This window comes from Telluribacter sp. (assembly GCF_035998675.1).
GTDB lineage: Bacteria > Bacteroidota > Bacteroidia > Cytophagales > Spirosomataceae > Telluribacter.
Genome location: NZ_DASYHI010000020.1, coordinates 94,581 through 108,994, shown reverse-complemented (window position 1 = coordinate 108,994; position 14,414 = coordinate 94,581). Strand labels below are relative to the sequence as shown.

Sequence of the window (14,414 nt, the reverse complement as noted above, 5' to 3'; positions counted from 1 at the left end):
TCAACCATTAATTTTGATTTTTCCACTTAAAATAAATTATACACCAAAGACCCAAGTATGGCATTAAGACCCCCACGTCGAGTTCGAGTCGTTGAAGAACCTTACCGTATTAATGAACGTATCACCGCCAAGCAGGTCCGTCTGGTTGGAGACAATGTTGAACAGGGCGTATTTGATATTAATAAGGCAAGAGCCATTGCTGAATCCCAAAATCTTGACCTGGTTGAGATTGCTCCTACCGCCGCACCGCCGGTTTGCAAAGTAGTTGACTACTCCAAGTTCAAGTATGAGCAGAAGAAAAAGCAGAAGGAGATTAAAGCCAAGGCGCAGAAGGTAGTTATCAAAGAGATACGTTTCGGCCCTAATACGGATGACCACGACTTTGAATTTAAACTAAAACATGCCATCAACTTCCTTAAGGAAGGTTCAAAAGTAAAAGCGTATGTACACTTCGTGGGCCGGACCATTGTGTTCAAGGAACGGGGAGAACATTTGTTGAATCGTTTTTCGGAAGCTTTGGGTGATTACGGCAAAGTGGAAATGGAACCTAAACTGGAAGGAAAACGCATGACGGTGATCCTGGCTCCGCTACCTCCTAAAGGTAAATAGCAGCCCCCCGCTTTTGATATATCAAATCGTGCGGTAGAGCAAAAGCTCTTACCGCACGATTTTTATTTTTATGATTATATATGTACTTTTGCACGCTGTTTTATATTTTTTAACCGTTCAGACGTTTTTTATCATGCCTAAAATGAAAACAAATTCCGGCGCCAAGAAGCGGTTCAAGCTGACTGGAACTGGTAAAATTAAGCGTAAGCACGCTTTTCACAGCCACATTCTGACTAAGAAGTCTACCAAACGCAAGCGCAATCTGGTAAAAACCGGCCTTGTGGATGAGACTAACGAACGCCGCGTGCTGGCTCTTTTGGCCGTTAAATAAGGCCCCCCTTTTATTAGTTTTAATAATTGGTTTTTTGTTCAACCCGATTGTCGGTTTAAAAAGTCTCCCGAAAGATTAGAGCACCGACCGTCAAAAAACAGGTAAATTATGCCACGTTCAGTAAATCACGTAGCGTCACGTGCAAGACGCAAGAAAATTTTGAAAATGGCCAAAGGGTACTTTGGTCGTCGCAAGAATGTATGGACCGTAGCAAAAAACGCCGTTGAGCGTGGATTGCAGTATGCTTACATCGGTCGTAAGCAAAAGAAGCGTAACTTCCGGGCTTTGTGGATTCAGCGTATCAACGCCGGAACCCGTCAAAACGGATTATCTTACTCCGCTTTTATCGGTAAATTAAATGCAGCAGGCATTTCGCTGAACCGCAAAGTACTCGCTGATTTGGCAATGAATCATCCGGATGCTTTCAAAGCAATCGTCGATAAAGTTAAATAAAACAGCCCATCCCCACTTCGGTGGGGATTTTTTTTGCTCTTCCCCTTTTCTTCATAACAAAGTAGTACCGGCTGGTAGTTTATCCTGAAAACCTTAGGTACCTGAGCGTCTGCCTCAGTAGGATAAATATCTTTAAACCAGCAATACTATGTTAGATCAGCTTTTTAACCTTATCAAAGACCAGTCACAGGAGGCCGTGGTAAAAAATCCGGCCGTACCTGACCAATATAATCGGGATGTTATGCAAACCTTGATGGGCTCCATAACGGGCGGCATGCAGCAGGAGGTACAGCAGGGAAACCTGGATGGGGTCATGGGCCTGTTGTCGGGTCGTACCGTTGGGGGTGGTGGCATTGCTTCTATGCTGGCGAACCCGATTGTCTCGTCAATTTCCCAAACGGCCACCTCCAAACTTGTCGAACGTTTTGGTCTCTCTCCCGCCATTGCCAGTGGTATTGTGGCAGCGGTACTACCCGCCGTATTGAGTCGTTTCATAAATAAGACGAGTAACCCTAATGACTCAAGTATGGATTTTAACAGCATCCTTGGTAGTTTGTTGGGTGGTAGTGCCAGTACTGCTTCCCCCGCTCAAAAAGGCAATGGTATAAACTTCAATGAAATAGGGTATGCGCTCGCCGACGGCAAACTGGACATGAATGACCTCCAGCGCCTGGGTGGCGGCCTGTTGGGGAATACCTCAGGTACTTCCGGAAACAAAGGAGACGCCCCTGGATTAGGTGGTTTGCTGGGCGGATTGTTTGGCCAGAAATAGTACGCAGGCCTATTATTGGCAGACTTTCCCCTGATATTGATAAAGTACTCTGTCATCTTGTCTATTGGATGAGGCAGGATGTAGGAGTACTTTTTTCTTACCTGAGTTATCAATCAAAGTACCGACCTGCGCTTCCCACTCCTACCAGGTTGTATGTAAGGTACTTTGGCTGCTTTTCCATTTTCTCAACTGCTTTACTATCCGGTTTCTATTTCCCCTGCTTCTTAGGGCGGCGGTAAAGTACTGTTCCCATCGGAGAAAAACCGCCATTCAGCATTCCAGGTGTAAAATTCCTTCTTTTAGCCTGATTTGTGCCAATTTGTCAGGATAAAAACTATGTATACGCGATTGGTACAGGCTTTTTGTAACAAAATAGTACATTAAAGAACTGCATAAACACGTATATACAATGGGAAAAATTATTGGCATTGACTTAGGAACTACCAACTCCTGCGTAGCTGTCATGGAAGGGAACGAACCCGTAGTGATAGCTAACAGCGAGGGGGCACGTACAACTCCATCAGTGGTAGCGTTCATGGACAATGGAAATGGTGAACGTAAGGTAGGTGCACCGGCCAAACGGCAGGCAATCACCAACCCCAAGCATACCATCAGCTCCATTAAACGCTTCATGGGAAAGCGCTACGATGATGTCAGCAGCGAAATGAAAACCGTGGCCTACGATGTAGAAAAAGGCCCTAACAATACACCCCGGGTTCGTATTGGCGACCGTCAGTACACTCCCCAGGAAATTTCTGCTTTTATTCTGGTAAAGATGAAGCAAACGGCCGAGGATTACCTGGGCCAGGAAGTAAAAGAAGCAGTTATTACAGTACCTGCCTACTTCAACGACGCCGAGCGCCAGGCTACCAAAGAAGCCGGTCAAATTGCCGGCCTTGATGTAAAACGTATTATCAACGAGCCTACGGCAGCGGCCCTCGCGTACGGCCTGGACAAGCAAAACCAGGATATGCGCATTGCGGTATTTGACCTGGGAGGTGGTACGTTTGATATTTCAGTACTTGAACTGGGCGACGGTGTATTTGAAGTAAAGTCTACGGATGGTGATACGCACCTGGGAGGTGATGACTTTGACCAGGTAATCATTAACTGGCTGGCCGATGAATTTAAGAAGGACGAAGGTGTAGACCTGACGCAGGACCCAATGGCTCTGCAACGTCTGAAAGAAGCCGCCGAAAAAGCCAAAGTTGAACTTTCGAGCTCGACCCAAACCGAAATTAACCTACCCTACATTTTCCCGGTAAATGGTATCCCCAAGCACCTGGTGCGTACGTTGAGCCGGGCCAAGTTTGAGCAGCTGGCCGACAAGCTCTTCCAGCGAATGATGGAACCCGTGCGTCGCGCCATGAAGAACTCCGGCCTCAGCAACGGCGAAATCAGCGAGGTGATTCTGGTGGGTGGTTCAACCCGAATTCCAAGGGTACAGGAAGAAGTAGAAAAATTCTTTGGCAAGAAACCATCCAAGAGCGTTAACCCTGACGAAGCGGTAGCCATCGGGGCAGCCATTCAGGGGGGTGTACTAACCGGGGAAGTAAAAGACGTACTGCTTCTGGACGTTATTCCGCTGTCTTTGGGTATTGAAACCCTGGGTAGCGTGTTCACTAAGCTTATTGAGTCAAATACAACCATTCCGTCCAAGAAGACCGAAACGTTCTCGACGGCCGCTGATAACCAGCCTTCCGTAGAAATCCATGTATTGCAGGGTGAGCGTCCGCTGGCTAACCAGAACCGTACCCTGGGACGTTTCCACCTGTCGGATATTCCACCGGCTCCCCGCGGCATACCACAGATTGAAGTAACCTTTGACGTGGACGCCAACGGTATCCTGAATGTATCGGCTCGTGATAAGGGTACCGGTAAAGAACAGAAAATCCGAATCGAAGCTTCCAGCGGTTTGACAGACGCTGAAATAGCCCGGATGCGTGAGGAGGCTAAGGCCAACGAAGCCGCTGATAAAGCTGAGCGGGAAAAAATTGAGAAAATCAACGCGGCTGATACGCTTATCTTCTCTACTGAAAAACAGTTGAAAGAATACGGAGATAAATTGTCAGCTGGAAGTAAGTCAAGCATTGAAAGCGCACTTGGCGAACTACGTACCGCCCACCAAAGCCAGGATCTGACGGGTATTGATTCGGCCATGGAAAAGCTGAATACGGCCTGGCAGGCTGCCTCACAGGAGATTTATGCCGCCGGTCCGCAGGAAGGTGCTCCTGAAAATGGAAACGGGGCGGGCAACGAAGGTACCACCAGCGACGATAACGTTACTGATGTGAATTTTGAAGAGGTGAAGTAAGCCATCCCCCTTAAGTGTAGAATCCCTACCACGTTGGTGGTGGGGATTTTTTTTTACCTAACCCCAGCCATTTGAGAAATTTTGGTTACATCCGTCCCCGCCAGCGTGCTAAATCTGGAATGGTATCATTTTTTGAAGTAACTATCAATAAATAAATAGCTTATGAAACCAACAATCAATTCTCCGGAACTATCGTACTTGTCTCCTACTACGCGGGAACGAGCGATTATTATAGCTCAGCAGCTGGTATCGAGTCATCGCTTATCACCAAAGGAGGCTGTATCTATGGCAATTTCTATGGCTAAGAACTGGGCAGTAAAAAATGTTAATCGTCGCGTCTGGAAACGTCTGAAATCGGTCGAGAAAGAAAGATGACGACTAACGGGCTTAAAAAATTTCAAGGTCAGGTAGTCATTGTAACGGGTGCAAGCAGTGGACTGGGACAAGCCTGCGCTATACACCTCGGGAGTCTGGGAGCCCAGGTAGTTGTTAACTATAGAAGTGGTGATGAGGAAGCCGAAGAAACCCTACAGGAAATTAAAAAACGAGGAGGGAGCGGTTTTACGGTCCAGGGTGATGTGAGTAAGGAAGAAGATGTCAAAGGCATCTTTCAGCGGACTATCACCGAATTTGGAAAACTCGATGTACTGGTAAGTAATGCTGGTTTACAGGTTGATGCACCGTTTCTGGACATGACCCTGGAACAATGGCAAAAAGTAATAGATGTGAATTTGACCGGGCAGTTTCTTTGTTGTCGGGAAGCCGCCAGACAATTCATCCAACAAAAAAATAGTAACGAAGAGGACAAAACGAACCGAGCTATTGGAAAAATAGTATTAATGAGTTCGGTACACGATATTATCCCCTGGGCGGGGCATGTTAATTATGCTGCCTCTAAGGGAGGAGTACTAATGCTGATGAAATCAATAGCCCAGGAACTGGCACCGTATAAAGTACGGGTCAATGCAGTAAGTCCGGGTGCTATAAAGACCCCTATAAACAAGGAGGTGTGGTCGGATGAAAGTAAGTACAAGGAATTACTTGAACTAATACCCTATCGTCGGATAGGTACTCCGGAAGATGTCGCCAAGGCAGTGGCCTGGATGGCGTCGGATGAGTCAGATTACGTTAACGGAGAGACTTTGTATATCGACGGGGGAATGACATTATATCCAGAGTTTTCGGATAATGGCTAACGGCTGGACACTGAGGATGAGTGTATGAGTGATTATGAGTGAACAACCAGTCGTTTTAAAGCCTTGACTATTTTTTGTCAAGGCTTTTTTTTGTGCCTATTCTCAGCCTTTACAGCAAGTACTATTGCACTAACTACTTACCTTCTGGCGGTGTCCGCAAAAATGCAGGTACTATACTTTCTCGCAAGTAATCATGCATGATTAGTCGACCACTGCTTCAAGCTTAAATACTCTATTGCACATTCTTTTAAACGCGCAGAAGCCCGCTTTCCATTAGTGGAGCGGGCTTCCAGGCTTTTTTAACAAGGAATTAAATTCCTATCAATTACCGCAGGGACATCGGAGTTTTGCCCTGAGCGGCCTCCTTCTTCAACTTTTCATTGGCCACAATTACTACTTCCACCCGACGGTTTTGTTGTCGCCCGGCTTCGGTATCGTTTGTGGAAACCGGCTGATTCTCACCGTAGCCCACTGTTTCCAGTCGATTTTTGGACACATTAGCCGATCGTAAATAATTGGCCACGGCCTCAGCCCGGCGGTTAGACAACCGCTTATTGTAAGCATCGGTCCCCTGACCATCGGTATGGCCTTCAATCAGGATTTCCGTATCCTCGTATTTCCGGAGTACCTCCGCCATTTTGTCCAGATTGCCCCTTGTTTCATTGTTAACTTTTTCCGAATCAAAGGCGAAGAGGAGTCCGGAATCGAAGGTCATTTTTATCCCTTCTCCAACTCGCTCTACTTTGGCACCCTCTACTTTTTGTTCAAGTTCACGGGCCTGCTTATCCATATAAATCCCGATAAGGGCGCCCGCCGAGCCACCTACCGCAGCACCAATAATGGCCCCCACGGCGGTATTGCCCGACCTTCGTCCTATTACAGCCCCGGCCGCTCCACCGGCTCCGGCTCCAATTATCGCGCCTTTTTCCTGGCGGGAAAGTTTGCTGTTTTTACAACCTGACAGGGAAGAGACTACCAAAACAGCCGCCGTTAGTACTATCGTTATTTTTTTCATAGCAATTCAATTTTAATACTCATGATATAGAGTTATGATTAAAATATAGCAAAGCCTAAGGTAGCCTGCCACAGGTTTCCTTTCCGCATCAACTGAGAATTCAGGTTTGAATCGTTGGTGTTAATAACATTACTTAGCCCACCTTCATAACGAAGGTCCAGGCTCAGATTACCAATATCGAAACCCACCCCGGCCTGGTACCCAAGTGCAGCCCGATTCAAATTTTCCCGGGCCGAACGGGCACCAATATCATTTAAGGCATCCCGCAGTCCCTGGTTCTGAGCCACCTGCAGCGAGGCAATGGGCCCGGCGTTCAGACGTAGTACCTGTCCAATCCGGATACCTAACAAAACCGGAACATCAATATTGGTAAAGCGAACATCCACCTGGTTCTGGTCATTTGTGATACCATCGCGGTAAATATTGAAGGTACCCCCTTTTTGGGAGAAGAGAAATTCGGGTTGAATAAATAAGGATGACCCAAAGCGGGCGTACATCCCACCCACAAAACCAGTCAATCGGGTTTGGTTATCTCCTATACGAATGGAGGGATCACTGGTGTTAAATACATCCTGTCCCCGGAGGGTTGATAAATTCGCCCCTCCTTTCAGACCCAGTTTAAAAGAGCGCTGCGCCATCGAAGCACTCGCCGATAATAGGACTGCCAATGCTACTAAATAAAATATTTTTGCTTTCATATCATGTAAAGAATTAGTGTTATTCGTAGATAATAAATATCTATTCCACCCGCTCAGTTTTACACGTCCTACGCATTGAGAAAGCGTCTTTAAGAGAAAAGAGGCCAGTTTATACCGTATTTTGGCCTGATTGAAAGTAGTTTTACCTGCTACTCGCCAATATAAACCTTGCATTTTTTTTAGGTTCGTAGTTTAAACGGGTAGTGGAATAAATGAAAAACAAGGGGAAATAAATACTCATATTTAGTCTAGTACTTGATTTTATAACCTGGTACATATTTGCTACTTTTAATCCTGTACACACAACTAACTAAAAACAGAGATGCCAACTAACCAGAACATGGGGGTTTTGCAGGAACGGTCACAAACACCAACAAGACTTTGGCGAATAGCCGGTCTGTTGGGTTTTATCCTTATGGTTGGAATGAATTTTCTTGCTAACTGGCTTCCGCTAAATGGCCATACTACGGGTGAGTTATCCGATAAGTACCCTAACCTGTTTGTACCAGCCGGACTGACCTTCTCAATCTGGGGGGTTATTTATGCATTGCTGGCCCTTTATACCGGATACCAACTGAGGAAACCCGCCGGTCCAAAACGCGAAGAAGTGGATCTGGTAGTGGCCAATGTTAGTGGCTGGTACCTGTTCTCCTCCCTGCTTAACGCCAGTTGGATTGTAGCCTGGCACTATGAGCTTTTTCCGGTTTCGCTGGCCATTATGCTGCTGCTGTTGGTTTGTTTGCTCCGTATCAATTTTGGACTTTACAATATTCAGCCGTACCTGGGAAAAACCGGTCACTTCCTTACCAAAGCTGCTTTTGGTTTGTACCTGGGCTGGATTTGCGTGGCGACCATTGCCAATGTTACAGCCTGGTTAGTCGCCATAAATTGGGATGGCTCCGGGTTAAGCGAAGTTACCTGGGCGTTTATAATGATTTTGGGCGGGATTTTTATCGGACTTTATACGGCAAATGCCCTTTCCAACGGCTATGTAGCTTTGGGGGTAGCCTGGGCGATGGTGGGTATTATTATCAAGCGCCATGAAAGCGAGCCGGAATATTATTCTCTGATGGTGTTGGCGGGCATTGGGGCACTGGTGCTGTTTATGTATGTACTTTATTCGCTCTTCTTTAGTCATCGTCTTCACTCACAACCACACCCTACCCACCTGTAAGTACCTGACAGATAAGCAATCAGAAGAAAATAGGGCACTTGGTACCTGACCTGCGCGAACGTCCGGGCATGTTTACTTTCTGAGATTTATATTTCCCTTTCTTAGTAACCTTTTTTCCAAACTTCTTTTCCTCGTAGGGCATCAATTGAAAATCATATTCAGGAATAAAATAGTCTTCGTTGTAGGTATCAACGGGTAAAGGCAGGTAATGACGGCCCGGGAAATACAGGGTATCGTATTCATAGTCATACAGATAAATAGTAACGAATCCATCCCGACTGTACTTGATCCCAATATCCGAATAGGGACCATCGTCTTTGGCTGAGGCTACCGCCCGGGCTAAGTCTTTGTACTTGCCTTTTACCAGCAAGGACATATTGAACTGAAATACCCGGTGGGTAGAATCCAAACCAATGGCTACGCCGAGGTAGTATTTGGCATCTTTCAGTTTTTCCATCCCCGCGTACAATATTCCCGTGTTATTTATAGCACTTTTATCCTGATAAACTTTGTAGCTTAGCCTCGCTTCGTCATACTTCTCCCAGTACTTGTAAACATTGCCTTGGTTGACGTTATAAAATTTGCGACTGGGTGCCATTCGCATGGCTTCTTCAAAATCCTGACCGGCATTCTGATACCGTAAATCTGCATCTATTCTCTGTAGGCGCTGTTCATGACGGTTACCCAGGTACGCCTGCACGATTCCGCGATTATTCAGCAGGTACGGTACGGTCGGGTTTTCCTTAATCAGACTATCAAAAAGGGCAATTGATTTATCCAGCTTATCACTTTCCAACAACACCACGCCCCAGCCATTCTGGGCCTTCAAATTGGCCGGATTTAAAGCTACTGCCTTTTTGAATACGTCGTAACTCTTGCTATACATGTCAAAGTGCAGCAGCAGATTACCGTAGTTACTCCACATGCGGTCGTAATTCTTTTCGTAATTCAGCGCACGACTCAGGTACTGCCCCGCCTCCGGATACCTCCTCTGATCAATCAATATATTGCTCATGCCGGCCAGGGCTTCGTAGCTGGCGCCATCGAGCCGGATGGCGCGTTGAAAGTCAAGCTGAGCGGCGGCAGGTTGGCGGGTGTAGTAGTAGCTGTACCCCCGGCTCACAAAAACATCAGCCAGCGCCCGGTTATTTTCATCTAGTAACGGAGCGGCCCTTTCGAAATCATTCAGCGCCTCTTTGTATTCTTTGAGCCCGTAATGGACCAGCGCCCGGCCCAGGAAGGCCGAAAGGTAGGTACTGTCGGCCTGAATTATTCGTTCAAAAATATTTCTGGCTTTTGCGTATTCGTGTTTACTAATCAGGACATTGCCCTGGCCGCAAAGAGCCACTTTATCTTCATGAAGTACCGAGGCAGCCAGTTGGTAGTACCGCTGGGCCTCAGTTAGCTGCTGAAGTCCATAGTTGGCATGTCCCAATCCCAGGTAGGCGTTGCCCCGAAAGTCACGTTCGTCGGCTTCAAGGTACTGCTCAAAAACCCGTTTAGCTTCGTGAAACCGATTTAAGGACAACAGGGCGTTGGCGTACCTGATTTGGGCCTTGGGATGCTGGCGGGCTACCTTCTCAAAATCACCAACGGCTCTTTTGTCTTTATGCAGCCGCATCAGGATATCCCCTCTTTGCAGCCGGTAAGCCATAAGCTTGTCTTTTTGGCGAATAGCCGCCGTTAACTCATCCACCGCTAATTCCAGCTGGTTATTGAACTTATAGAGTAAGGCGGTGGTATAGTTCCATTTGCCGGCCGTATTGCCGTGGGCAGTCTGCACGGCGTAGTTGATTCCTTCCGGCACCATTCCGTCCTGACCGTAGGCTACCAGGGTATTAAGGCTGGAGTACTTACTTGCCGTATTGGAGAAAAAATCCTCCCGCGCTCCGGCGTACTGCTTGTTCAGTAACTTCACCAGGCCGCGGTTGTACCTATACCGGCTGTCCCCTCCCACCGAATCCAGGGATTCCATAAGCCGCAATGATTTAGAATGATTTCCAGACAAAGCCAGGAGGACGGCTTCGTTGTTGGTACGTTGTAGAGAATCAGTATAAGCGTAGGATATCCGGTGGTAGGCCTGATAGGCTTTCTGCAGCTCCAGCAGCTCCCGGCGGTACTCCTTGGTATGCAGCAGAGCCGGATTATTGTCTTCGAAGGATTGATTGAAAATAGGGAGTAAGCGCTCAAAAATCTGTTGGCATTCACGAAAATCCTGCGCTGAGGTTCGGTAGCAAATACCCACTACGAACATCAGTGAAAACCAAACTACCCTTAACCAAGCTTTTTCACCCACCATGTTTCAAAGTGACTTCCAGTCCCTTTAAACCTACTACAAAATGTAAAATATTGCAATTACTCACCCAAAAACTGATGTTCTTTAGTTATTTCTTACAAAAATTTCTTGAATCTATCTCATCTATTACAGCTAATTCTAAGCCGTTGTCACCGGTTCAGGTCAATAGAAAGGGTATTGACGCTTTATTTCAAACGTTGGTCAAATTGTATTGCTTCTACCTTTAGGACTTTGGCAAAATGATGTTCGGGATGCAGCGGGTTAAGGAGGTAATTAAATTCATTGACCGATTGAGCAGAAGGTACTTTCAGGACCCAATTGGTACCTTCCCTGATCCATTGTTCGGTAAAATTAGCCAGGAAGTCAGGATAAGGAAAGCTCCACCAGCCTTTGGGGAGTTTTTCTGCTTTCAGCTCCTTCCTAGTAGCGTTGTCGGGTATCTCAATGGTAACAAGTACCTGATTTTTGGGAAGTATAACGGAATTGGCCAGTACTTCAAGCTTGGCCAGTGATACATGCTCAGAAGTATAAAGTACCCGGGTTCCCCGCCGGTGCCAGCGGCCATTCCCGAAAAGACAACCTGTTGCCATAAGGTCGTGGGCGTAGGTACTCTTAGTAATGCGGTACAGCTGCATGCCTAGGAGTAAAGGCCGTGCTCAATCCGGAAAAGGATGTCCATGACCTCTTCGCGGCCCAGAGAGGAATTAAGGATGTCGACAGGTTTTTTGTTGCCCAACGCCAGCACGGGCGTATTCAGCCATAATTTCAGGGCATCCTCTTCCTCAAACACTTCCAGTCCTTTGGCAATGATGGTAGAGAGTTCAATTACTTTCTCGCTTTCTTCGGTTGAAAGGGCTGCCTTGTTTTTAATCCGGCGCTGAAAGGTACTTTCCGACAGGTTAAGCAACCGGCTGAACTGCTTGTTTGATAGTTCAAGACGTTGCTGAACGCGCTGCGCCACCGAAATAGAGAATCCCTTTTCGGCCGCCCGGATAAAATCGAGGGCATTGTCCACCCCTATCTGCAGCGATTTTTTACCTCCCAGTATGGCAACTACCTGACTCACGGAAACCTGCATACTCGCAAATGATTATTTTAAAACTGTCAACTGAACGTAAATGTAATTTTTTTGTACCACAATTCAAAGTAGTAAGTATACAAAAACAGCGACCGGCTCTGCAAATGGCAGAGCCGGTCGCTGCCGGACAGGATGAATTGACAACTACATCGCCAGTACTTTTTCGGTAACGGCGTTGGCTTTTACCTCCAAAAGCTCTCCGTGCAAAAGTAGGGTCAAATCCTCCGACGAACTGTTTTCAACTTTTATACCGTCCTTCGCTACATCTACCTGGAGCCAGGCGCCCCGGAATCCCAACCGGAAGGAGTAAGAGTTCCATTGCTCAGGAATGTACGGGTTCAGTACCAGTTGACCGTCCCGTACCCGTTGTCCGGCAAAGCCTTTCACCACGCTCATCCAGGTACCTGCCATAGAAGTAATATGAAGGCCGTCCTCCGTATCGTTATTGTAGTCGTCCAGATCCAGGCGGGCGGTGCGCAGGTACATTTCATAGGCCTTTTCCGGCCGACCCAGACGCGCCGCCAGAATAGCGTGCACACAGGGCGACAGCGACGACTCGTGCACAGTCATTGGTTCGTAAAAATCAAAGTTGCGGCGAAGGTCTTCTTCCGTAAAATCTTCTTCGAAGAAATAAAGTCCCTGTAGTACGTCAGCCTGCTTGATAAAACAGGAACGAAGGATGCGATCCCAGGACCAGCGCTGATTAATAGGGCGTTGACTCCTAATATCTTCCACCGTTAAAATTTCTTTATCCAGAAACCCCTGCTGCTGAAGGTATACCTGCCGCTCGGGATCATATGGGAAATACATATTTTCAATTATGTGCCGCCAGGCTTCGGTTTCGGCGGCCACATCCAGATTGGTATGGGCAACTATCTCCTTCAGTCGTTCTTCATCAATCCCTTTTACTTTCTCGAGGGATTCCAGAGTATAGCGCAGGGTCCAACAGGCCAGGTAGTTGGTGTACCAGTTATTGTTTACGTTGTTTTCGTATTCGTTAGGGCCGGTTACGCCCAGCATAACGTACTGCCCCTGCGCCTCCGACCAGTTAACACGCTGTTTCCAGAACCTCGAAATACCAATCAGTACTTCCAGCCCGTATTCGGCCAGGTAAGCCTGGTCGCCGGTATACCGGATGTAATCATGGATAGCGTAGGCAATGGTGCCATTGCGGTGAATTTCCTCAAAGGTAATTTCCCATTCATTGTGGCACTCCTCGCCGTTCATGGTCACCATGGGGTACAGCGCCGCTCCCCCGGTAAAGCCAAGCTTCTGGGCGTTTTCAATGGCTTTGGGCAGGTGTTTGTGGCGGTAAACAAGCAGGTTACGGGCTACCTTTTGCTTGGCAGTAGACAGATAAAAAGGAATACAATACGCCTCGGTATCCCAGTAGGTACTTCCGCCGTATTTTTCTCCGGTAAATCCTTTGGGCCCAATGTTCAGCCGTTCATCTTCCCCCGTGTAGGTCTGTTCCAGGTGGAAAATATTAAACCGGATTCCCTGCTGGGCCGCTACGTCCCCGTTGATAACGATATCGTTTTTGCTCCAGTTGTCGGCCCAGGCCTGCTGGTGTTCAGCCAGTAAGGTGTCAAATCCTTTTTGAACGACCCTGTTTACGTACGCCTTTGCTTCTTCCACCAGGGTATCTTTCGGATAATTCATGGATGACAGGTTCACGGCGTACTTGTAGACCACTACTTCCTGCCCCTGTTTTACCGGTAGCTGAACCTCCCCGCCCACGTACTTCTCGGTCCGGATGGGTTGTGAATGAAAAGCAATGGACTCGCCATCTACGGTAATATCAAAGCGCATTCCGCTGGTTACCTGAAACTGATCAATTCCGTACGGATTGGCTTTGGTTTCCAGGGTCAGGTACCCTTCGGCAAAGCTGGTTTCCTTTCTGACCTCATTCCAGAACTTTTCCTCGTAGTTGGCGTCCCGGTTCCGAACATCCCCGTCCAGGTAGGGAGTTATGGTAATTGTATCGTCAAAATCAAGCGGAGTAATGGCGTAGCGGATAGCGCCGGCTTCGTCGTCGACCATGCTACAGAAGCGAAGGGACTCAAGTCGTAGCCGACGACCGCCCGGCAGGATAACCGTAGCGGTACGTTCAAGAACTCCCTGCTGCATATTAAGTACCCGCCGAAACTCTTCAACCTGGCATTGGTTCAGATCCAGGGTTTCCTTGCCCACTTTTATGTCGATCCCAATCCAGTTACAGGCGTTAAGTACCTTGGCGAAGTAGTTGGGGTAGCCATTCTTCCACCAGCCAACCCGGGTTTTATCCGGGTAGTAAACCCCGGCCACATAATTACCCAGCAGAGTTTTACCCGTATATTTTTCTTCAAAGTTGCCGCGCTGGCCCATACGGCCATTACCGAGGCTCATCAGGCTTTCAGTTATCTCGTTGTGTTCAGCGTGAAAACCATCCTCAATGATGCACCATTCGTCATGCGTAATATAATTTTTCATCAATTG

The 14,414-nt window shown here is 47.4% G+C and carries 13 protein-coding genes; 7 read left to right on the top strand and 6 right to left on the bottom strand.

The genetic code is table 11. The annotated features are described in order from the left end of the window. Positions 1–57 precede the first annotated feature (57 nt). The 6 genes from infC (at position 58) to VGN67_RS14560 (ending at position 5,675) form a co-directional block, all read left to right on the top strand. On the top strand, positions 58–609 hold the full coding sequence (infC, locus tag VGN67_RS14585; RefSeq protein ID WP_327487591.1) for a translation initiation factor IF-3: 552 nt from the start codon (positions 58–60) through the stop codon (positions 607–609). 133 nt (positions 610–742) lie between these two features. Beyond that, positions 743–940, top strand: coding sequence for a 50S ribosomal protein L35 (gene rpmI, locus VGN67_RS14580; protein ID WP_327487590.1), 198 nt, complete (start codon positions 743–745; stop codon positions 938–940). Positions 941–1,048: 108 nt separating this feature from the next. Beyond that, positions 1,049–1,393 (top strand): 50S ribosomal protein L20, encoded by a 345-nt coding sequence (rplT, locus tag VGN67_RS14575; RefSeq protein WP_327487589.1) that lies wholly within the window; start codon positions 1,049–1,051, stop codon positions 1,391–1,393. 148 nt (positions 1,394–1,541) lie between these two features. Next, positions 1,542–2,165, top strand: coding sequence for a hypothetical protein (locus VGN67_RS14570; protein ID WP_327487588.1), 624 nt, complete (start codon positions 1,542–1,544; stop codon positions 2,163–2,165). A 409-nt stretch (positions 2,166–2,574) separates the two neighbouring features. Further along, on the top strand, positions 2,575–4,479 hold the full coding sequence (gene dnaK / locus VGN67_RS14565) for a molecular chaperone DnaK (protein ID WP_327487587.1): 1,905 nt from the start codon (positions 2,575–2,577) through the stop codon (positions 4,477–4,479). 371 nt (positions 4,480–4,850) lie between these two features. Next, positions 4,851–5,675 carry an SDR family oxidoreductase gene (locus tag VGN67_RS14560; protein ID WP_327487586.1) on the top strand — a complete coding sequence of 275 codons (825 nt, stop codon included), beginning with the start codon at positions 4,851–4,853 and terminating at the stop codon, positions 5,673–5,675. A gap of 325 nt (positions 5,676–6,000) precedes the next feature. On the opposite strand, the gene VGN67_RS14555 is transcribed toward VGN67_RS14560, so the two are convergent. Continuing rightward, on the bottom strand, positions 6,001–6,690 hold the full coding sequence (locus VGN67_RS14555) for an OmpA family protein (protein ID WP_327487585.1): 690 nt from the start codon (positions 6,688–6,690) through the stop codon (positions 6,001–6,003). A 38-nt stretch (positions 6,691–6,728) separates the two neighbouring features. Next, positions 6,729–7,358, bottom strand: coding sequence for a porin family protein (locus VGN67_RS14550; protein ID WP_327487584.1), 630 nt, complete (start codon positions 7,356–7,358; stop codon positions 6,729–6,731). A gap of 454 nt (positions 7,359–7,812) precedes the next feature. Here VGN67_RS14550 and VGN67_RS14545 point away from each other — a divergent pair, with 454 nt between their 5' ends. Next, positions 7,813–8,562: a hypothetical protein gene (locus tag VGN67_RS14545; protein WP_327487583.1), complete on the top strand. Its 750-nt coding sequence runs from the start codon at positions 7,813–7,815 to the stop codon at positions 8,560–8,562. Between the two features lie 19 nt (positions 8,563–8,581). Here the strand turns inward: VGN67_RS14545 and VGN67_RS14540 are convergent, their stop codons facing one another. From VGN67_RS14540 to VGN67_RS14525, 4 genes are all read right to left on the bottom strand, one after another. Beyond that, entirely contained in the window at positions 8,582–10,816 is a 2,235-nt protein-coding gene (locus VGN67_RS14540; RefSeq protein ID WP_327487582.1) for a tetratricopeptide repeat protein, read from the bottom strand. A gap of 227 nt (positions 10,817–11,043) precedes the next feature. Continuing rightward, positions 11,044–11,493, bottom strand: coding sequence for an RES family NAD+ phosphorylase (locus VGN67_RS14535; RefSeq protein ID WP_327487581.1), 450 nt, complete (start codon positions 11,491–11,493; stop codon positions 11,044–11,046). A gap of 2 nt (positions 11,494–11,495) precedes the next feature. Continuing rightward, positions 11,496–11,936, bottom strand: a complete 441-nt coding sequence (parS, locus tag VGN67_RS14530) for a type II toxin-antitoxin system Xre/ParS family antitoxin (protein ID WP_327487579.1) — start codon at positions 11,934–11,936, stop codon at positions 11,496–11,498. Positions 11,937–12,080: 144 nt separating this feature from the next. Then, complete coding sequence (locus tag VGN67_RS14525) at positions 12,081–14,408, bottom strand: glycoside hydrolase family 65 protein (RefSeq protein ID WP_327487578.1); 2,328 nt, start codon at positions 14,406–14,408, stop codon at positions 12,081–12,083. Between the last annotated feature and the right edge of the window lie 6 nt (positions 14,409–14,414).